The sequence below is a fragment of the Rhodopseudomonas palustris genome (assembly GCF_003591005.1).
Classification (GTDB): domain Bacteria; phylum Pseudomonadota; class Alphaproteobacteria; order Rhizobiales; family Xanthobacteraceae; genus Rhodopseudomonas; species Rhodopseudomonas palustris_K.
The window spans coordinates 44,727-64,820 of the sequence record NZ_QYYD01000021.1 but is presented as its reverse complement, the minus strand read 5'-3'; the positions used below and the strand labels follow the sequence as shown (position 1 = coordinate 64,820).

Annotated in this window: 14 protein-coding genes and 1 pseudogene; 14 read left to right on the top strand and 1 reads right to left on the bottom strand. The window is 65.0% G+C overall.

Going from position 1 to position 20,094, the window contains the following annotated elements:
• Position 1: 1 nt before the first annotated feature.
• From D4Q52_RS19265 to D4Q52_RS19225, 9 genes are all read left to right on the top strand, one after another.
• A complete protein-coding gene (locus tag D4Q52_RS19265) occupies positions 2-1,012 on the top strand; it encodes a branched-chain amino acid ABC transporter permease (RefSeq protein WP_234831252.1) in 1,011 nt (336 codons plus the stop codon).
• Positions 1,009-1,734, top strand: a complete 726-nt coding sequence (locus D4Q52_RS19260; RefSeq protein WP_119858196.1) for an ABC transporter ATP-binding protein — start codon at positions 1,009-1,011, stop codon at positions 1,732-1,734. The genes D4Q52_RS19265 and D4Q52_RS19260 overlap by 4 nt, the downstream gene beginning before the upstream one ends.
• The gene (locus tag D4Q52_RS19255) at positions 1,727-2,446 is read left to right on the top strand and encodes an ABC transporter ATP-binding protein (RefSeq protein WP_119858195.1); all 720 of its coding nucleotides are present in this window, start codon (positions 1,727-1,729) and stop codon (positions 2,444-2,446) included. The genes D4Q52_RS19260 and D4Q52_RS19255 overlap by 8 nt, the downstream gene beginning before the upstream one ends.
• A gap of 108 nt (positions 2,447-2,554) precedes the next feature.
• A complete protein-coding gene (locus tag D4Q52_RS19250; RefSeq protein WP_119858246.1) occupies positions 2,555-3,319 on the top strand; it encodes an enoyl-CoA hydratase/isomerase family protein in 765 nt (254 codons plus the stop codon).
• Positions 3,320-3,323: 4 nt separating this feature from the next.
• Positions 3,324-4,115, top strand: coding sequence for a creatininase family protein (locus tag D4Q52_RS19245; protein ID WP_119858194.1), 792 nt, complete (start codon positions 3,324-3,326; stop codon positions 4,113-4,115).
• A gap of 157 nt (positions 4,116-4,272) precedes the next feature.
• Entirely contained in the window at positions 4,273-5,406 is a 1,134-nt protein-coding gene (locus tag D4Q52_RS19240; RefSeq protein ID WP_119858193.1) for an LLM class flavin-dependent oxidoreductase, read from the top strand.
• Between the two features lie 15 nt (positions 5,407-5,421).
• Positions 5,422-6,201 carry an enoyl-CoA hydratase/isomerase family protein gene (locus D4Q52_RS19235; protein ID WP_119858192.1) on the top strand — a complete coding sequence of 260 codons (780 nt, stop codon included), beginning with the start codon at positions 5,422-5,424 and terminating at the stop codon, positions 6,199-6,201.
• Between the two features lies 1 nt (position 6,202).
• Complete coding sequence (locus D4Q52_RS19230; protein ID WP_119858191.1) at positions 6,203-8,068, top strand: AMP-dependent synthetase/ligase; 1,866 nt, start codon at positions 6,203-6,205, stop codon at positions 8,066-8,068.
• A gap of 110 nt (positions 8,069-8,178) precedes the next feature.
• A complete protein-coding gene (locus D4Q52_RS19225; RefSeq protein WP_119858190.1) occupies positions 8,179-9,402 on the top strand; it encodes an ABC transporter substrate-binding protein in 1,224 nt (407 codons plus the stop codon).
• Between the two features lie 73 nt (positions 9,403-9,475).
• On the opposite strand, the gene D4Q52_RS19220 is transcribed toward D4Q52_RS19225, so the two are convergent.
• Positions 9,476-10,336, bottom strand: coding sequence for an AraC family transcriptional regulator (locus D4Q52_RS19220; RefSeq protein ID WP_182915364.1), 861 nt, complete (start codon positions 10,334-10,336; stop codon positions 9,476-9,478).
• 337 nt (positions 10,337-10,673) lie between these two features.
• Here D4Q52_RS19220 and mdeB point away from each other — a divergent pair, with 337 nt between their 5' ends.
• From mdeB to D4Q52_RS19195, 5 genes and pseudogenes are all read left to right on the top strand, one after another.
• Positions 10,674-13,349 (top strand): alpha-ketoglutarate dehydrogenase, encoded by a 2,676-nt coding sequence (mdeB, locus tag D4Q52_RS19215; RefSeq protein ID WP_119858189.1) that lies wholly within the window; start codon positions 10,674-10,676, stop codon positions 13,347-13,349.
• 17 nt (positions 13,350-13,366) lie between these two features.
• On the top strand, positions 13,367-14,644 hold the full coding sequence (locus tag D4Q52_RS19210; RefSeq protein ID WP_119858188.1) for a 2-oxo acid dehydrogenase subunit E2: 1,278 nt from the start codon (positions 13,367-13,369) through the stop codon (positions 14,642-14,644).
• 8 nt (positions 14,645-14,652) lie between these two features.
• On the top strand, positions 14,653-16,380 hold the full coding sequence (gene lpdA, locus D4Q52_RS19205) for a dihydrolipoyl dehydrogenase (RefSeq protein WP_119858187.1): 1,728 nt from the start codon (positions 14,653-14,655) through the stop codon (positions 16,378-16,380).
• Positions 16,373-17,923 (top strand): acyl-CoA carboxylase subunit beta, encoded by a 1,551-nt coding sequence (locus D4Q52_RS19200; RefSeq protein WP_119858244.1) that lies wholly within the window; start codon positions 16,373-16,375, stop codon positions 17,921-17,923. Before lpdA ends, D4Q52_RS19200 begins: the two co-directional genes overlap by 8 nt.
• 8 nt (positions 17,924-17,931) lie before the next feature.
• Positions 17,932-19,946 (top strand): annotated as a pseudogene (locus tag D4Q52_RS19195) (acetyl-CoA carboxylase biotin carboxylase subunit).
• Positions 19,947-20,094 lie beyond the last annotated feature (148 nt).

Below are 20,094 nucleotides of genomic sequence, written 5' to 3'. Positions count from 1 at the left end.
ATTGAGCGACATCAAGCGCTGGGGCGCCGGCGCTCTGGTGTTCGCCGTGCTGGCCGTGGTGGGCGGCACGTCCAACGCCTACGTCATCTCGCTGCTGACGATCGTCCTGTTGTTCACCTTCATGGGACAGTCGTGGAACCTGATGCTCGGGATCGGCGGGCAGCTGTCGATCGGTCACGCGCTGTTCGTCGGGATCGGGGCGTATGCGGTCGCGATCCTGAACATCAAATACGGCATCACGCCATGGATCGGTCTGCTGCTCGGCGCGGTGATAGCCGGCTTCGTCGGCGCGGTGCTGGCGTGGCTGAGCTTTCGCTTTGAAGTCCGCGGCATCTATTTCGCGCTGCTGACGATCGCGGCCGCCGAATTTGCCCGGATCATGTTCGGCGGCTGGGACTATGTCGGCGGCATGCAGGGCCTGTTCTATCAGGCGCCGAGCGGGGCGATGGATCTGGCGATGCTGCGCGGCGACGCGCGGTTCTATTACTTCGTCGCGCTCGCCCTCGCGGCGCTCGGCGTCGCGGGAACGGAAATGATCTCGCGGTCCTATTGGGGCTACGTCTGGCGGGCGATGCGGGATGACGACGAGGCCGCCCGCGCGCTGGGGGTGCGAACCTTTCGCCACAAGGTTCTGGTGGTGTCGATCTCGGCCGCGACGGCCGCGATCGGCGGCGGCGTGCTGGGGCTGGTGCAGGGCGCGATCTTTCCGGACTCTATCATGGGCATGGGCATCTCGGTCGACGTCCTGATCGGCCCCGTCGTCGGCGGCTTGGGTACCGCATTCGGTCCGCTGGTCGGCTCGTTGGCGGCGATCCCGCTGCATCACGCCATGGGAGCGCTCGGCGACAGCCTAGGGCTGCCCGGACTGAACAGCGTCGCCTACGGGGCGGTGCTGATCCTGGTCGTGTGGTTTCTGCCCGACGGGATCTGGCCGGCGATTGTCCGGCGCTATGAGGCGATCCAGCTGCCGGCGCGTGGACCGATTGCACAATTGCGGAAGGTCGAAGAATGACCGCGCTGCTCGAAGTGAAGAACCTCACGAAGGCGTTCATCGGATTGGTCGCGGTCAACGACGTCAGCTTCTCATTGGAGGCAGGCCGCATCACCGCGCTGATCGGGCCGAACGGCGCCGGCAAGACAACCTGCTTCAATCTCGTCGCCGGCGCGCTGCGGCCGACCGCCGGGCAGGTGGTGTTCGAAGGCCGTTCGCTCGAGCGCGAGCCGCCCGAAGCGGTGTGCCGCATGGGCATTGCGCGGACCTTCCAGATCGTTCGGCCGATGAAAGACATGTCGGTGCTGGAGAATGCGATGGTCGGCGCCTTCAGCTGGACGACGAGCGTCAAGGAGGCGCGTGAGAAGGCCTATGAGTCGCTCGAGAGCGTCGGGCTCGCCGGCAAGGCGAATGCCCGCACCGATCAGTTGACGTTGCCCGATCGCAAGATGCTGGAGATGGCCAAGGCGCTGTCGACCCGGCCCAAACTGCTGCTGCTCGACGAGGTGATGGCGGGGCTGCGGCCGACGGAAGCGGCCGGCGTCGTCGGCGTGCTGCACAAGCTCGCCGCGGGCGGACTGACGATCCTATTGGTCGAGCACGTGATGCGGATCGTGATGGAAGTGGCGTCGACCGTGGTGGTGCTTCACCACGGCGCCAAGATCGCCGAGGGCAAACCGTCGGAAGTGGTGGCGGATCCTGCGGTGCTGGAAAGTTATCTGGGAGCCGGCTTCCATGCCTGACGATGCGCTGCTCACCATCGACGATTTGTGCGTGGCCTATGACGGCTCGAATGCGCTGAACGGCGTCTCGCTCCGCATCCACAAGGGCGAACTAATCTGCGTGGTCGGCGCCAACGGCGCCGGCAAGACATCGCTGATCCGCTCGATCGCCGGGATCGTGCCGTCGTCGCGCGGGTCCGTGAGGATCAACGGGGTCGATATTTCGCGGCGGCCTCCGTGGGACATCTGCGAAATGGGCATCGCCCAGGTCGCCGAAGGCCGCCAGATCTTCGGCGCGCTCTCGGTCGAGGACAATCTGTTGATCGGCGGCTCGCTGAAGCGCGCGAGGCAAGATCGCGCGACCACGCTCGACTCCGTCTATCAGTTGTTCGGGCGGCTGCGCGAACGGCGGGACCAACTGGCCGGCACGCTGTCCGGCGGCGAGCAGCAGATGCTGGCGATCGGCCGGGCGATCATGTCGAAGCCCGAGATCGTGATGTTCGACGAGCCGTCGATCGGGCTGTCGCCGGCGCTCACCGACGTGATGTTCGACGTCGTCAAATCGCTCAACGACCGGGGCATCACGGTGCTGCTGGTCGAGCAGAATGTCGCGAAATCGCTGGCGCTGAGCAGCCGCGGCTATGTGCTCGAGAACGGCTCGGTGGTGCTGCATGGACCGAGCCGCGATCTGCTCGAGAACCCCGATGTCCAGCGTGCCTATCTGGGACTGTAAGGCGCGCCGTCTCGCTTGGCCCGCTGGCGTGGCGACTTTCGTTGCGCCGCCGCCGTCCGGTCCACCGATTCCCTTCTGTTGCAGCCGCCTGTCGCCTGGGTCTTGCCGATGAACACCACCACTTCCCTCCTGATCGAGCGCGATCGCGATCTGGTCACGATCACCATGAACCGGCCGCCGGCCAACGCGCTGAACGCGCAGCTCATCGTCGAACTGCTGGACACCATCAAGGGCCTTGCCGGCGAGGAGAGCCCGCCCGGCATCATTCTCACCGGCAGCGGCGACCGCTTCTTCAGCGCCGGCGGCGATATCAAGGAAGTCGTGGGGCTCGAGGTCGCAAGGCCGCGCATCCGGTTCTTCCACGAACTGCTGGTGGTGATGGAGACTTATCCGGGGCCCATCGTCTGCGCCGTTCGCGGCTACGCGGTCGGCGGCGCCTTGGAGTTTCTGCTGCATGCGGACTACGTCGTGGCCGATGCGGCGTGCAAGGTCGGATTTCCGGAAATCAACCACGGCCTGCTGCCGGTGACCAAAGGCATGCGCCGCGCCGTCGAAAAGCTCGGCGTGCGGGCGGCGCAGCAACTGCTGTATTGGGGCGACCTCGTCGGCGCCGAGCACGCCGTGGCGATCGGCGCCGTGAACGAGATCGTCGCGACCGCGGAGGTGGCGTCCCGGGCCCGCGAGGTCTGCGGCGCACTGCGGCAGAAGGACCGCAAGCTGTTCCACGCCATCAAACGATCGCTCAACCGCACCGCCCAGATGAGCGATCAGGCGCTCGAGGAGATGACCGTGGCGGATCTCGACGCCTACGTCACAGCCGAGAGTTCGACCAACGCGCGGGCGAGGTTTCTGTCGAAGAACAATAAGGGCTGAGCTGATGGCGCGCGGATATCCCGACCAGATCTATCTGGAGCAGATGAGCCACGAGGAAATCGCCGCTGCGCTGGCGCAAGGCTGCACCACGGTGGTGATCCCGCTCGGGGCCGTCGAGCAGCATGGGCCGCATTTGTCTTTGGGCATGGACGCGGATCATGCCGACGCGCTGGCCGAGCGGATCGCGCGCCGCCGCGGCGCCACGCTGGTGGCGCCGACGATCAAGACCGGCTGCTCGTCTCACCACCTGCCGTTCGCAGGCACGATTTCGCTGCGCCCAGAGACGCTCGAAGCGATTTGTCTCGATTATTGCACCAGCATGGCGCGGCACGGGTTCAAGCGCATCCTCATCCATTCAGGCCATATCGGCAATTTTCCGGTGCTCAAGGACATGCTCGGTCGCCTGCGCGAAGCCGTCTCTTCGGATGTCGAGATCCTGGCGTTCACCGACTCGACGACATGGATCGACACGTGGCGCCACGCGGTGCGCGATGCCGGAGGCGATGTGGCGGCCGTCGGCGGCCACGCCGATATCGCCGAGACCTCGCTGATGATGGTCATCCGGCCGGACAGCGTCAGGCAGGACCGCTTCGAGGTCGGCCATCTCGGCGGCTTGTCGGAGGCCGATCTCGAAATGATGTGGAAGAACGGCATCCGCTCGGTGTCGGCTAACGGCGTGATCGGCAGCCCGTTCGGCGCGAGCCGTGAGATCGGCGAAGCCTGCCTCGCGGCGGTCGCCGACCTGCTGATCGAGACGTTCGATGGCGGCACTCCGGCCGGCGACGCCCGCCGCTGACGGCCCCGCGCATCCATGCGTTTTGCGGCTTCTGCCATCTTACGAATGCGGACAGCATAAAATTCGGAAAGCGTTGCTACGCGGCGCGGCCTTCGGGCGAAAATATCGCTCTGCCTATGAAACCCTGTGCCATCTCGAAAGCTAAAAGGATTGAGACATGGCACTTACGTTTGGGTTCTGGTCTGAGCAGGAAACCCAGGTCGGCCACAGTTACTCGCGCAGGCTTCACGAACTGGTCGACGAAGTCCGCCTGGCCGAGAAAGTCGGCTTCGACTGCGTCGCGCTCTCCGAGCAGCACGTCGCGCTCGGCGGCATATCGAGCTCGGCGCCCGAAGTGGTGTTCGGCTATCTGGCCGCGGTGACGTCGCGCGTCAAGCTGCGCGCGGCCGTGACGTTGATGCCGCAGCGCATCAACCACGCCTTGCGCTCGGCCGAGCGGCTTGCGGTGACCGATATCCTGTCCAACGGCCGGATGGAATTCTACGGCGGCCGCGCCAATACGACGATCGCGATGCGGGCGTTCAACGTCGACCCGAACGAGACGCTGCCGCAGATGGAAGAAGGGCTGGCGCTGCTGAAGAAGGCGATGCGCCAGGACATCTTCACCTTCGACGGCAAGTACTACCAGATCCCGCCGCGTCAGCTGGTGCCCAAGCCGCTGCAGAAGCCGCATCCGGTGATCGGCATCGCCGCGACCAGCGAGCGCAGCCACGTCTGGGCGGGGTCGCAGGGCTTCGCGGTGATGAGCAGCAACATCTATCAGGGCTGGGACGCCCAGCAGAAGCTGATCGACGCCTACCACAAGAACTGGAAGCGCGACGAGGAAGGCCCGCTGCAGCGTCCGCGCATCGGCGTCCCGCTGTTCATCGGCATCGGCAAGACCGACGAGCAGGCCAAGGCGGACTATGCCGGCCCGCTGATGCACTACGCCAAGATCTCGACCGACGCCTATCCGCGCCTCGCGGCGATTGCCGACGATTACAAATACATGGGCGAGAGCGTGCCGTCGATGGAGCGTGCCGCCAATGACTGGGACTACTTGGTCAACGAGTCGGCCACCACGGTGTGCGGCAGCCCCGATACGGTCATCCGCCAGATCGAGAAGTTCGAGGCCATGGGGATCGACGAAGTGCTGCTGCACATGGACTCCGTGCCGCACGAAAAGATCATGGAGGCGATCGACATGGTCGGCCGCTACGTGATCCCGCATTTCAACGATCGCAACAACGTCGTGCGGCCGACCGAGGAAATCCTCGGCACGATCCGCCAGATGCGCAGCCAGAACCAGTAAGCAACGGTGAGATCGATGTCGCAATTCAACTACAAGTATCTGCTCGTCGACAAGCGCGCCACCGGCGTTGCGGTCGTGACGATGAATCGCCCGGAGATCCTCAACGCCATCAACTGGGAGATGCACGAGGAGCTCGAAGACGTCTTCGTCAAATTGGATCACGACAGCTCCGTCAACGCGATCGTTCTCACCGGCGCCGGCCGCGGGTTTTGCTCGGGCGGCGACCAGAAGTCGCTGGACAAGGGCACGCTGCCGTCGCCGACGCGCAGCGGTCGTCACCTGATCCGCAACATGCTGGAAGTCGAAGTTCCGATCGTCGCGGCCGTCAACGGCGTTGCGGTCGGCCTCGGGGCCACGCTCGCGCTATTCTGCGACGTGATCTACGCCAGCGCGACCGCGCGCTTCGCCGACACGCATGTCAATGCCGGCGTCGTCGCCGGCGACGGTGGTGCGGTGATGTGGCCGCTGTTGATGGGGCCGGTCCGGGCCAAGCACTATCTCATGACCGGCGAATTCATCTCCGCCGAGAAAGCGGCCGCGATCGGCATGATCAACGAGGTGATCACCGACGGCAGCGTGCTCGATGCCGCGATCGAGTATGCCGAGCTGCTGGCGAGCGGGCCGAAAGAATCGATCATCTGGACCAAATACAGCGTCAACAAGATCATCAAGCAGTACACCCATTTGCTGCTCGACACCTCGGCGGCGCTGGAGATGTTGACGTTCAAATCGCCCGAGCGGGCCGAGGCGGTCGCCGCATTCGCCGCCAAGCGCAAGCGTTTCGCGGAGCGCTGAGATGGACGTCGCTGCGATTACATCCGGCGCCCAGTTGGCCGATACGACCGTCGCGCAGCTTCTGGCTGCGCGGCTCGCGGAGCGGCCCGACAAGATCGCCTTGCAACAGAAACGTCACGGCGTCTGGACCGCCATGACGTGGGGCGCCTATGCGCAGCGTGTCGTGAACCTGGCCAGCGCGCTGCGGCGTGCTGGTCTCGAACGCGGCGACCGGGTCGCGATCATGGGCGATTCGTCCGAAGAGTGGCTGATCGCCGACATGGCCACGATGTGCGCCGGCGGCGTCATGGTGGGCGTGTACTTCACCTCGTCGTCCGAAGAAGTGGCTTACTGCCTCACGGACTCGGGCGCGAAGTTCGCCTTCGTCGGCGGCGAACAGCAGCTTCGCATCGTGCTCGCCTCCGGTCAGGCCGAGCAACTCCGCGGCATCGTCGTGCTCGATCCCGATTGGACCGGCGAGGCCACAGCGTCGATCACGTCGCTCGCCGAGTTCGTCGGCGCAGAGGACGTTAACGCGCAGGCTTATCTGCAAAAAGAGAGCGCGATCGCGAAGGCGTCGGACGTGGTCAGCATCGGCTACACGTCGGGGACGACCGGCAATCCTAAAGGGGCGATGTTGACGCATCTCTCCGTTCTGGCCGGCGCTCATTGCATCACCTTGTTCGGCCCCAGCATGCGCGAGGACGAGCACCGGGTGGTGGTGCATTTGCCGATGTCGCACACCGTCGCGCGCGGGCAGGCGACGGCGCTGCCGCTGTTCGCCGACGCGGTTCCGTATTTCGGCGAGACCACCGCGGACTTCGCCCAGACGATCAAGGAGGTGAAGCCCACCTATTACATGGCGCCGCCGCGATTCTATCAGCGGTTTGCGACCCAGATCCTCAGCAAAGTGCACCCGGCCGGCGCGGCCGGAAATCCGAACTACGCCCTCGCCATGACGATCGCGCGCCGGGCACTCGAAGACCGTCAGCGCGGCGACGAGGATGCCTTCGTCGCCAAACTGTTCGCGGCTTGCCGCGCCGAGGTGTTCCAGCCGCTGCTCGCGGAGATCGGTTTCGACGAGCTCAAGGTCGCGTTCACCTCGTCGGCTGCGATGCCGTCCGAGCTGATGTCGCTGTGGCAGCTGTGGGGCCTGCAGCTCAAGGAATGCTACGGCCAGACCGAACTGGTCGGCGCCAATCTGGTGCAGATGGCGGAGTGGCCGCAGGCCGGCAATGTCGGCGTGCCGCTGCCCGATCCGGCCTGGGAAACCGCCGTGTTGCAAGACGGCGAGATGATCGTCCGCGGGCCGGGCTTGTTTGCCGGCTATTGGAACAAGCCGGAGGAGACCAAGTCAGCGCTACGCGACGGCTGGCTCTACACCGGCGACATCGTCGAGGTGTCGGCGGATGGGCTGTTCAAGCTGGTCGACCGCAAGAAGGAGATCATCAACACCTCCAACGGCAAGTCGATCAGCCCGACACAGATCGAAAACGAACTGCGGCACAGCCCTTTCATCTCCGAAGCGGCGGTGATCGGGGAGGGACGAAAATATCTCACCGCGCTGATCGAGGTCGATGCCACCGCCACGATGGATTGGGCAAGGTCGCGCGACGACAAGATCGCCAGCTACGCAGATCTCGCATCCTCCGAGATCGTCAACCGGCTGATCGAGGCGGAAATCGGCAAGGCCAACGGAAAACTGGCGCGAGCCGAGCAGATCAAGGCGTTCCGCATCCTGCCGGAGGAATTGTCGCTGGAGAACGGCGTGATGACGCCGACGCGCAAGAAGCGTCGCAAGCAGATCAACGAGCGCTATCACGCGCTGATCGCCTCGCTCTATGACGAGACCGAGGAACGACTGATCAAGGCCGAGATGGGCCTTTGACAACGGCGGCCGGCGCAGCGCACGGCGACGCTTGCCGACGCCGGTCGCAACTACGTGGACGAAGCTACGAGTCGAGATCGTTTTCTTTCCTTCAGCAACAGGGCATCGAGATGACCAAGCAAGGCGGACTCACGCGGCGGACGATTGTCGGAACCGGATTGGGAATTGCGGCGGGCCTGGTAACAAGGCCATCCTTCGCGGCGAAGACCAAGGTGAAGGTCGGGGCGATCATGCCGAGCAGCGGCGTGCTGGCGTTTCCCGGCCAGGCCTGCGTGCGCGGCATCGATCTCGGCGCCAAGTTCGCGCGTGAGAAATTCGGCCTCGACATCGAGATCGTTCACGCTGACACGCAGAGCCGCCCGGAGAACGGCCGCATCGCTGCTGAGAGCCTGATCCGGCAGGGCTGCACCGTGCTGATCGGCGCCTGGGATTCCGGCGCCACGATCTCGGCGCTGCAGGCCTGCGAGGCCGCCAAGGTGCCGATGGTGGTCCACATCGCGAGCGCCACCCAGGTGACCTCGCAGGGCTTCACCCAGGTGTTCCGCTATTATCCGACGTCACTCACCATCGTGCGGCAATCGCTGGCCGAACTGAAGTCGGTGCTCGGCACGCTAAAGGATCCGCCGAGCAGCGCCGTCGTGCTGCATCTCAACAACACGATGGGGCAATCGACCGCGGCGAGCATCGGTCAGGCCTGGAAGGAAGTCGATGTCCCGCTCAAGATCGCGCAGTATGTCGCCTATGACGAGAAGGCCAAGGATCTGTCGGTCGAGGTCGCCAAGGCGAAAGCGTCGGGCGCCGATGCGCTGATCTCGGTCACGCGCGTCAACGACGCGATCATGATCGCGCGCGAATGCATCAAGCAGGGCTGGGATCCGAAGATGGTGTTCTCGCCCAATTCCAACGGCGTGTCCGACAAGGCGTATCACGACGCGCTCGGAAAATACGGTGACGGGCCGATCCTGTCGGCGCTGTGGCTCAATCCGAAGGGGGCCGAGACCGACAAGATCATGAAGATGTTCACGTCCGACTACCCGAACGATTGGTTCGATGCTAATGCCGGCTGCGCGTTCGAGGCCGTGCAGATCGTCGCAGATGCGGTGACGCGGGCAGCGTCGACAGAATCGGCGGCGATTCACGGCGCGCTGAAGGCCACCGATCTGAAGCCGACGCTGATGTATGGCGACAACACCAAGTTCGACGACACCGGGCAGAATATTCATTGTTCGATGGTGATGCTGCAGGGCCTGAAGGGCAGGCCGCGGGTGGTGGCTCCAAAGGCCATCGCCGAAGCGTCGCTTGAATATCCGCTCGCGCCCTACAGCAAGCGCTGACCTTCCGACGCTATGCGGCCCCACCATGATCGTGGGGCCGTCACCACTGGCGGCCGGAGCGGCGAGAGAGCCGCTACGACAAGATCTCCGAATTGATCATGCGCGCCCGCTCGGCCAGGAAGCGCCGAGGGCTCTTTCCCATCGTCTTCTTGAACATTGTGATGAACGCGCTCGGCGTCTCGTACCCGAGTTCCAGCGACACCGCCTGCACCGAGCTGCCCGCCGTGAGGCGCTGCATCGCGACGAGGATGTGCAGACGCTGTCGCCAGCGCCCGAATGTCATCCCCGTTTCCTTCACGATCAGGCGGGCAAATGTGCTCTCGCTCATCGCATAGCGCGAAGCGACCTCGTCCATGGTGCTGCGGTCGCCGGGATTCTGCAGCAGCGATGTCGCGAGGTGTTGAAGACGGGCGTCGGCGGAGATCGGCAGATACATTTCATCCGTCGTCGGCATCTGGACCAGCTCGTCGAGCAGCACCCGCCCGAGGCGGCTGGTCGGCCCCTCCAGCGGGTAGAGCGGCGGGAACACCGATAGCCGGTGGATCAACTCGCGCACCAGCGATGTGATCATCAGCGTGCAGCAGGTCCGCGGCAGCATGCTGACCTGTGGATCGATGAACACGGTGTAGAGCTTGCCGAAATCGGCGACGCAGTTGCTGTGCTGCACGCCGGCCGGGATCCACACCGCGCCTTGCGGCGGCACGATCCACAAGCCGCCCGGTGCCCGGCACATCACCGAGCCATGAGACGCGACGACCAGTTGCCCCTTGCGGTGCGAGTGCAGCGGCAGATCGTCGTTGTCTTTGCTGGTTTCAAGACAGAACGAAGTGATGGGACGGTCGAACTGATCCGGATCGACCGGGTCGTAGTTGATCCGCAGATCAGGCAGATCCATCCGTGCAAAATCTGGATCGAATTCGGTCTCGGGCGGCATTCCCATCCTGCCAATTCGTCAAATCTGCCAGGCGTTGGCGCACTCCTGATGGCGATCCGAGATTAGCTGCTTTCCAAGCGCAGGTCACTAGTCGCGGCAAGCCGTCAGTTCCGCCGGTCCGCGACATGATGCCCGCTACCTGCGCGTGTACGCTTAGTCATTCGGCATTCTCCGTCGTCGGAACGTCGAGAAAGCCGCGACGCAGCGTAGCGCGCTCATCTCCTGATTAATCCCGCAGCAGAGAATGCTGCATACGAGCCCACACCGCGGCCGTATTCAGCAGCACGTGCCACAGTACCCGATGCTACCACGTGCGGGCTTTCGAGGAGCCCGACGCATGACTGTACACATCGATCCGCCGCGCAAAGCCCACGCCGATCAAGACGCGGTCGAGACCGCTGATTGGCTCGCGTCGCTAGGGTCGCTCCACCACAGCGCAGGCGCGGAACGCGTGCGTTTCATTCTGGCTGCGCTCGACCGGCGTGCCAAGGAGCTCGGCGTGCTGCCGGACGCGCCGCCCTATTCGCCGTATCGCAATTCGATTCCGCTGGAGCGGCAGCAGCCTTATCCCGGAGACATCGCAATCGAGACCCGGTTGACGGCGATCATTCGCTGGAATGCGCTGGCGATGGTGGTCCGCGCCAACAAGGCTTACGGCGAACTCGGCGGCCACGTCGCCAGCTACGCCTCCGCCGCGGAGATTTTTGAAGTCGGCTTCAATCATTTCTTCCGCGCCTCGAGCGCGGAGTCCGAAGGCGACTTGGTGTATTTCCAGCCGCACTCGTCGCCCGGAGTCTATGCACGCGCGTTTCTCGAAGGCCGGCTGTCGGACGAGAATCTGAAGCTGTATCGCCAGGAACTGAGCGGTCCCGGCCTGTCGTCCTATCCGCATCCCTGGCTGATGCCCGAGTTCTGGCAGGTGCCCTCCGCATCGATGGGCCTTGGGCCGATCAGCGCGATCTACCAGGCGCGGTTCATGAAGTATCTGCAGCACCGCGGTCTGGTGCAGACGGTGGGCCGACACGTCTGGGGCGTGTTTGGCGACGGCGAGATGGACGAGCCGGAATCGATCGCCGGCCTCGCACTGGCGGCGCGCGAAAATCTCGACAACCTCACCTTCATCGTCAATTGCAACCTGCAGCGCCTCGACGGGCCGGTCCGCGGCAATGGCCAGGTGATCCAGGAATTGGAATCGCTGTTCCAGGGCGCAGGCTGGAACGTCATCAAGGTGCTGTGGGGATCGGACTGGGACGATATCTTCGCGCGCGACAGCAAGCACGCGCTGCTGCGCAAATTCGCCGAGACGGTCGACGGCAAATATCAGACGCTCGGCGCCAAGGATGGAGCCTACAACCTCGCCAACTTCTTCAGCGAGGATCCGGAGGTCCGGGCGCTGGTCGCGCACATGTCGGACGCGGATATCGATGGCCTGAAGCGCGGCGGTCACGATTTCAAGAAACTGTTCGCGGCGTTTGCTGCCGCCAAGGACACCAAGGGCCGGCCCACCGTCATTCTGGCGAAGACCAAAAAGGGCTACGGCATGGGCGGCGCCGGCGAGTCGCGCATGACGTCGCACCAGGCCAAGAAGCTCGACGTCGACGCGCTGTATGCGTTCCGCGATCGCTTCGCTCTGCCGCTCAGCAACGCGCAGGTCGAAAACCTGGAGTTCTTCAGGCCGGCGGAGGACAGCGCGGAAATCCAGTATCTGCGCGCCCGCCGCGCGGCGCTCGATGGCTACATGCCGGCGCGGCGACGCGCCTCGCAGCCGCTGCCCGTGCCGCCGCTGCAATCCTATGCCGAGTTCGCGCTGCGCGGCGACGGCAAGGAAACCTCGACCACGATGGCGATCGTGCGGCTGTTCACCAATCTGCTGAAGGACAAGACGCTGGGGCCGCGCATCGTCCCGATCGTCGCCGACGAAGCCCGCACCTTCGGCATGGCCAATTTGTTCCGGCAGGTCGGCATCTACTCGCCGGCAGGGCAGCTCTATGAGCCGGAGGATGCCGGCTCGATGCTGTACTACAAGGAGGCGATCGACGGTCAGCTGCTCGAGGAGGGCATCACCGAGGCCGGGGCGATCTCATCCTGGACCGCCGCGGCGACCTCCTACAGCATCCATAACTTCCCGTTGCTGCCGTTCTATATCTACTACTCGATGTTCGGCTTTCAGCGCGTCGGCGATTTGATCTGGGCGGCGGCGGACCAGCGTGCACGTGGCTTTCTGATCGGCGCCACGGCCGGCCGCACCACGCTCGGCGGCGAAGGCTTGCAGCATCAGGACGGCTCCAGCCATCTGATGGCGGCGACCGTGCCGAACTGCCGGGCTTACGATCCGGCGTTCTCCTACGAGGTGGCCGTGATCGTCGATCACGGCATGCGGTCGATGCTCGAGCAGGGCAACGACGAGTTCTACTACCTCACGGTAATGAACGAGAACTACGCGCAGCCCTCGATGCCCGCCGATGCGGAAGAGGGCATCATCAAGGGCCTCTATCGGGTTCGCCCGAGCGCTGACGGACCGGCGAAGCTACGCCTGGTCGGCTCGGGCGCCATTCTGCCGGAAGTGCTCGCCGCCGCGTCGATGCTGGACAGCGAATGGGGCGTGTCGAGCGAAGTCTGGTCGGCGACCAGCTATTCCGAGTTGGCGCGAGACGCGCGCGAGGTCGAGCGAACCAATCGGCTCGCGCCGCTGTCGGACCCGGTCGAAAGCCACGTCGCCAAGTGCCTCGGCGGCACCACGCCGATCGTCGCGGCGTCGGATTATGTCCGCGCCTATCCGCAACTGATCGGCTCCTACATCGAAGCGCCGTTTACGGTGCTCGGCACCGACGGCTTCGGGCGCAGCGATACGCGCGCGGCGCTGCGCGCCTTCTTCGAGGTCGATCGTCAGCAGATCGTCGTCGCGGCGCTATCGGCGCTGGCGAAAACGGGCGACGTCACGCGGCAGCAGGTCGCCGACGCGATCGCGCGCTATCAATTGCCGGCCGGCGACCCATCGCCCTGGTCCCGCTGAGAGAGGGGCGAAGCGCCATGTCGCATTCTATGCAAATCGTTCTGCCGGATATCGGCGACTACAAAGACGTTCCGGTGGTCGAAATCAATGTGGCGGTCGGCGACGAGGTCACCATCGACATGCCGCTGTTGTCGATCGAATCCGACAAGGCCACCATGGAGGTGCCGTCCCCGGCCGCGGGCACGGTGACCAAGCTGCTGATCGATGTCGGCGCGAGAGTCTCGCAAGGCTCGGTTCTGATGATCCTTGAAGGTCGCGGCGAATCCCCCGCGCCGCCGCCGGCTGTGCCGGCGCCAAAACCGGAGCACGTTGTCCCGCAACAGGCCGCGGTGCCGAAGCCGCCGGCGCCCGCCGCTCCAGTCGCTGACTCGGGAGCACGCGCACCGCAGCAGCCCTCCGGCGCCGCGCATGCATCGCCGTCGGTCCGCGCGTTGGCGCGCGAGCTCGGAGTTGCGCTGGACGCTGTCGTGCCCACCGGCCCCAAGGGCCGGATCCTGCGCGAGGATGTCGCGGCCTTCGTCAACGGCCTGGTGCGATCGGGACCGGCGACGACTCCGGCTTCCCATACGCCGCTCGATTGGCCCAAGGTGGACTACGAAAAGTATGGAGCGGTCGAGCGTCTGCCGCTGACGCGGATCCAGAAGCTGACCGGCACCAATCTCGCGCGCAACTGGAGCGTCATTCCTCATGTGACGAATTTCGACCGCGCCGACGTCACCGACGCCGAAGCGTTTCGCCAGCTCGCCAATGCCGAGGCGGCGAAAGACACCGCGAAGCTCACCATGGTGTCGCTGCTGATCAAGGCGGCGGCGCTGGCGCTGATCAAATACCCGCGCTTCAATTCGTCGCTCGAGGGCGACGAGCTGATCCTCAAGCGCTACGTCCATATCGGCTTCGCCGTCGACACGCCGAAAGGTCTGGTCGTGCCGGTGATCCGAGACTGTGACCGAAAGGGCCTTCGGCAGATCGCCGCAGAAATGCGTTCGCTCGCCGACAAGGCGATCGCCGGACAGCTCGCCTCGGCCGATATGCAGGGCGGCTGTTTCTCTGTGTCGTCTCTGGGCGGCGTCGGCGGTCAGGGATTTACGCCGATCATCAACGCGCCGGAGGTAGCGATCCTCGGCGCCGGGCGTGCGGCCACCGAAGCGGTCTGGAACGGCAGAGAATTCGAGCCGCGGCTGATGCTGCCGCTCAGTCTGTCGTGGGATCACCGCGTGGTCGATGGCGTGGCGGGAGCCCGCTTCCTCGGCTTCGTCGCCTCGGTGCTGACCGATCTGCGGCGCTTGGCTTTGTGAGGATAGAGATGCAGCGCACAGAAGAGATCCGGGTCCCCGACATCGGGGATTTCCGCGACGTTGAAGTTGTCGAAATTCACGTCAAGCCCGGCGACGTCGTCGCGCGCGAGCAGGCCTTGATCGTCGTCGAATCCGACAAGGCGACGCTGGAGATTCCGTCGCCGCTCGATGGCGTGATCGCAAGCGTCGCCCTCCGCGTCGGCGACAAGGTGTCCCAAGGCACGCTCATCGCGATGGCCGCGGCGACGGCATCGCGCGAGCTCGGCGCGAAAGCCGAGACGGTCTCGCCCAGCCAGTCCGATGCCGGCCCGCGCGCAAGTGATATCCAGCGCTACGACCTCGTCGTGATCGGCGGTGGCCCCGGCGGATATTCGGCGGCGTATCGGGCCGCAGACCTCGGACTGAAGACGGCGCTCGTCGAGCGATACGACACCTTGGGCGGTGTCTGTCTCAATGTCGGCTGCATCCCGTCGAAGGCGCTGCTGCATGTTGCGGCGGTCAAGGAGGAAGCCGAGCGGATCGCCGACACCGGCATTCGTTTCGCCGCGCCGCAGATCGATCTGCCGGCATTGCGCGCATTCAAGGATAGCACCGTCAAGAAGCTGACGGATGGGCTGAGCCAGATGGCGGCGGCGCGCCGCGTCACCGTGATCCGCGGCACGGCGACATTCGTCTCCGCCACGCGGCTCGCGGTCGCCGGCGCTGCGGCAAGTGCGCAGCAGATCGAATTCGGACACTGCATCATCGCGACGGGCTCACGCGCAGTCGAACTGCCGATGCTTCCCGAGGACGAGCGGGTCGTGACTTCGACCGGCGCGCTCGCGCTGCGCAGCATTCCGCAACGCATGCTGGTGATCGGCGCGGGGATCATCGGGCTGGAGATGGCGACCGTCTACAGCGCGCTCGGCGCCAAGATCGATCTCGTCGAACGGCTCCCCGATATCCTGGCCGGCGTCGATGCCGATGCGGTGAAAATCTGGCGCTCGCGCAACGCGCATCGCTTCGAGCATATCGACGTTGCCAGCAGCGTAACAACCGCCGCGATCACGCCGGGCGGCGTGACGGTTGGTATCACGGGCGCATCGGTCCAGACGCGATCCTACGATCTCGTGCTGCAATCGGCCGGCCGCGTTCCCAACAGCGGCGCGCTCGGCCTCGACCGGATCGACGTCGCAATCGACGATCACGGCTTCATCAAAGTCGACGACCAGATGAGAACGACAGCGCACAACATCTTCGCCATCGGCGACGTCGTCGGCGGACCGATGCTGGCCCACAAGGCGGTGCATGAGGGGCACGTCGCCGCGGAAGTCGCTGCCGGCAAGCCGGCGGCCTTTGCGGCGAAGATCGTCCCCAATGTCGCTTATACGGATCCTGAGATCGCCTGGGTCGGCAAGTCCGAGCGCGACGTTGCTGAGTCCGGCGGGACAATTCGTTCGGCCAAATTCCCATGGGCCGCGTCCGGCCGGGCGATCGCATCGGGCGCGTCCTATGGCATGACGAAGCTGATGTTCGACGCCGACACGGGTCGCATCGTCGGGGGCGTGATCGTCGGCCCGCATGCCGGCGAGTTGATCGGGGAAATCTGTCTGGCGATCGAGATGGGTGCCGATGCAGTCGATATCGGCAAGACCATTCACCCGCATCCGACCCTCGGTGAGACCATCGGCATGGCCGCCGACGTTTTCGAAGGCATCTGCACCGACCTGCCTCCACTCGGCAAAACTCATAGATAAGGCGCGCCGCTCGAGGTCCGTTCTCGAAGCCCTCGAACAACGTCGCGCCGGTGCCAAACTCGGCGGCGGCGAGAAGCGCATCGACGCGCAGCACTCGCGCGGCCGCCTCACCGCGCGGGAGCGGATCGACCTGCTGCTCGACAAGCATTCGTTCGAGGAAATGGACATGTTCGTCCAGCACCGCTCGACCGAATTCGGGATGGAGAAGACCAAAATTCCGGGAGACGGTGTGGTCACCGGCTGGGGCACCGTGAACGGCCGCAAGGTGTTCGTGTTCGCCAAGGATTTCACCGTGTTCGGCGGCTCATTGTCCGAAACGCATGCGGCGAAGATCACCAAGATCCAGGATATGGCGCTGAAGGCGCGTGCGCCGATCATCGGCCTCTACGACGCCGGCGGCGCCCGCATCCAAGAGGGCGTCGCGGCGCTCGCGGGTTACTCCTACGTATTCCGCCGCGTGGTGCAGGCGTCCGGCGTGATCCCGCAGATCAGCGTCATCATGGGCCCCTGCGCCGGCGGCGACGTCTACGCCCCGGCGATGACCGACTTCATCTTCATGGTGAAGAACACCAGCTACATGTTCGTCACCGGCCCCGACGTGGTCAAGACGGTGACCAACGAGGTGGTGACGCCGGAAGAACTCGGCGGCGCCTCGGTGCACGCCACCAAATCCTCGATCGCCGACGGCGCCTTCGAGAACGACGTCGAGACGCTGCTGCAGATGCGCCGGCTGGTCGACTTCCTGCCGGCCAATTCGTCCGAAGGCGTGCCGGAATGGCCGAGCTTCGACGACATCGAGCGCGAGGACTTTTCGCTCGACACGCTGATCCCGGACAATCCGAACAAGCCCTACGACATGAAGGAGCTGATCCTGAAGGTCGTGGACGAGGGCGACTTCTTCGAGCTGCAGGATACGTTCGCCAAGAACATCATCACCGGCTTCGGCCGCGTCGCCGGCCGTACCGTCGGCTTCGTCGCCAACCAGCCGATGGTGCTGGCCGGCGTGCTCGACAGCGACGCCTCACGCAAGGCGGCACGCTTCGTGCGGTTCTGCGACGCCTTCAACATCCCGATCGTGACCTTTGTTGACGTGCCGGGCTTCCTGCCGGGCACCGCGCAGGAATACGGCGGCCTGATCAAGCACGGCGCCAAGCTCTTGTTCGCGTTCTCGCAATGCACCGTGCCGCTGGTGACGCTGATCACCCGCAAGGCCTATGGCGGCGCGTTCGACGTCATGGCGTCGAAGGAGATCGGCGCCGACATCAACTACGCCTGGCCGACCGCGCAAATCGCCGTGATGGGCGCCAAGGGCGCGGTCGAGATCATCTTCCGCCAGGACATGAACGACCCCGACAAGATCGCGGCCCGTACCAAGGAATACGAGGACCGCTTCCTGTCGCCGTTCGTCGCCGCCGAACGCGGCTACATCGACGACGTCATCATGCCGCACGCCACGAGGCGCCGGATCGCCCGCGCGCTCGCGATGCTGCGCGACAAGAAGATGGAAGTCCCGGCCAAGAAGCACGACAACATGCCGTTGTAGGAACAGCTGTGTTCAAGACAATTCTGATCGCCAACCGTGGCGAGATCGCCTGCCGGGTCATCAAGACGGCGCGGCTCATGGGTATCGAGACGGTTGCCGTCTATTCCGAGGCTGACCGCGACGCGCTGCACGTCGAAATGGCCGACGAGGCGGTGCTGATCGGACTGGCCGCGGCGGCCGAGAGCTATCTGGTGATCGAGAAGATCGTCGAAGCATGCCGGAAGACCGGCGCCGAGGCGGTGCATCCCGGCTACGGCTTCCTGTCCGAGCGCGAGGCGTTCCCGCGCGCGCTGGCCGACGCCGGGATCGTGTTCATCGGTCCGAACCCCAGCGCGATCGCCGCGATGGGCGACAAGATCGAATCCAAGAAGGCGGCGGCGCACGCCAAGGTCTCGACCGTGCCGGGCTATCTCGGCGTGATCGAGGACGACAAGCACGCCGTCAAGATCGCCGACGAGATCGGCTATCCGGTGATGATCAAGGCCTCGGCCGGCGGCGGCGGCAAGGGCATGCGCATCGCGCATTCGGTCAGTGAGGTCGCCGAAGGATTCAACCTCGCCAAGGCCGAAGCAAAAGCCTCGTTCGGCGACGACCGGGTGTTCATCGAGAAGTTCATCGTCGATCCGCGCCACATCGAGATCCAGGTGCTGGGCGACAAGCACGGCAACGTCATCTATCTCGGCGAGCGCGAATGCTCGATCCAGCGCCGCAACCAGAAGGTGATCGAGGAGGCGCCGAGCCCGCTGCTCGACGAGGTCACCCGCCGCAAGATGGGCGAGCAGGCGGTGGCGCTGGCCAAGGCCGTGAACTACGACTCGGCCGGCACCGTCGAGTTCGTCGCCGGCCAGGACAAGAGCTTCTACTTCCTGGAGATGAACACCCGCCTGCAGGTCGAGCATCCGGTCACCGAGATGGTCACCGGCATCGACCTCGTCGAGCAGATGATCCGTGTCGCGGCCGGCGAGAAGCTGCAGATCGCCCAGAAGGACGTGCACCTGACCGGCTGGGCGGTGGAGAGCCGCGTCTATGCGGAAGATCCGTTCCGCAACTTCCTGCCGTCGATCGGCCGCCTGGTGAAGTATCGCCCGCCGACCGAGAGCAGTTTTGACGGCGTCACCGTGCGCAACGACACCGGCGTGCAGGAGGGCGGCGAGATCTCGATGTTCTACGACCCGATGATCGCCAAGCTGGTGACCCACGGCCGTCGCGGGCCGCCGCCATCCAGGCGCAGGCGCACGCGCTCGACGCGTTCTATGTCGACGGCATCCGGCACAACATCCCGTTCCTGTCGGCGCTGATGACACATCCGCGCTGGCGCGAGGGTAACCTCTCGACCGGGTTCATCGCCGAGGAATTCCCGCAGGGTTTTGGCGCGCGCGCGCCGGAGGGCGAGGTCGCCCGCCGCATCGCTGCGGTCGGTGCCGCGATCGACCGCGTGATCGGCGAGCGCAAGCGCAAGATCAGTGGCCAGATGATCGGCCGCGCGGTGATCCGCGAACGCCGCCGCTGCGTCTGGCTCGACCGCACCGAGATTCCGCTCGACGTCATCCGCGAGGGTGAGGGATTCGTCGTCCGCTTCGTCGAGGCCGACGGCTCGCTCGGCGCGTCGCATCAGCTGCTGTCATCGTGGATTCCAGGCGAACCGGTGTGGGAAGGCACGCTCGACGGCCACCCGGTCGCGATGCAGGTCCGCGCCATCCCCAACGGCTTCCGGCTAGCGCATCAGGGCTACGAGGTCGCCGTCAACGTCTTCACCGAGCGCGAGGCCACCGCGGCGCGCTGGATGAAGGAAGGCGACAAGGCCGACACCGGCAAGAAGGTGCTGTGCCCGATGCCCGGCCTCGTGGTGTCGATCGCCGTCACCGAAGGCCAGGAGGTCAAGGCCGGCGAAACCCTCGCCGTGGTCGAGGCCATGAAGATGCAGAACGTGCTGCGCGCCGAACGCGACGGCCAGATCAAGAAGATCCACGCCGCCGCCGGCGCCACGCTGGCGGTCGATGCGGTGATCATGGAGTTTTCCTGATCGAGGGCCTCACGTGATGCTTTTTGTCGGTAGATCGAGCCGAGCTAAAGAAATTGGCTGGCTTGGCCGCACACCGCTCCGAGGCCTCTGACCGGTTTTCGCTGTTTGGTCGTCCTTACTCCGGCGCCTGGGAGCCGGCGGTGCCGAC

Excerpts from the sequence above, each read along its gene's own strand:
- D4Q52_RS19235 (WP_119858192.1), top strand. The coding sequence starts at position 5,422 with ATGTCGCAATTCAACTACAAGTATCTGCTCGTCGACAAGCGCGCCACC.
- D4Q52_RS19220 (WP_182915364.1), bottom strand. The coding sequence starts at position 10,336 with ATGCCGCCCGAGACCGAATTCGATCCAGATTTTGCACGGATGGATCTG.
- D4Q52_RS19230 (WP_119858191.1), top strand. The coding sequence starts at position 6,203 with ATGGACGTCGCTGCGATTACATCCGGCGCCCAGTTGGCCGATACGACC.
- D4Q52_RS19210 (WP_119858188.1), top strand. The coding sequence starts at position 13,367 with ATGTCGCATTCTATGCAAATCGTTCTGCCGGATATCGGCGACTACAAA.
- mdeB (WP_119858189.1), top strand. The coding sequence starts at position 10,674 with ATGACTGTACACATCGATCCGCCGCGCAAAGCCCACGCCGATCAAGAC.
- D4Q52_RS19245 (WP_119858194.1), top strand. The coding sequence starts at position 3,324 with ATGGCGCGCGGATATCCCGACCAGATCTATCTGGAGCAGATGAGCCAC.
- D4Q52_RS19260 (WP_119858196.1), top strand. The coding sequence starts at position 1,009 with ATGACCGCGCTGCTCGAAGTGAAGAACCTCACGAAGGCGTTCATCGGA.
- D4Q52_RS19240 (WP_119858193.1), top strand. The coding sequence starts at position 4,273 with ATGGCACTTACGTTTGGGTTCTGGTCTGAGCAGGAAACCCAGGTCGGC.
- lpdA (WP_119858187.1), top strand. The coding sequence starts at position 14,653 with ATGCAGCGCACAGAAGAGATCCGGGTCCCCGACATCGGGGATTTCCGC.
- D4Q52_RS19250 (WP_119858246.1), top strand. The coding sequence starts at position 2,555 with ATGAACACCACCACTTCCCTCCTGATCGAGCGCGATCGCGATCTGGTC.
- D4Q52_RS19255 (WP_119858195.1), top strand. The coding sequence starts at position 1,727 with ATGCCTGACGATGCGCTGCTCACCATCGACGATTTGTGCGTGGCCTAT.
- D4Q52_RS19225 (WP_119858190.1), top strand. The coding sequence starts at position 8,179 with ATGACCAAGCAAGGCGGACTCACGCGGCGGACGATTGTCGGAACCGGA.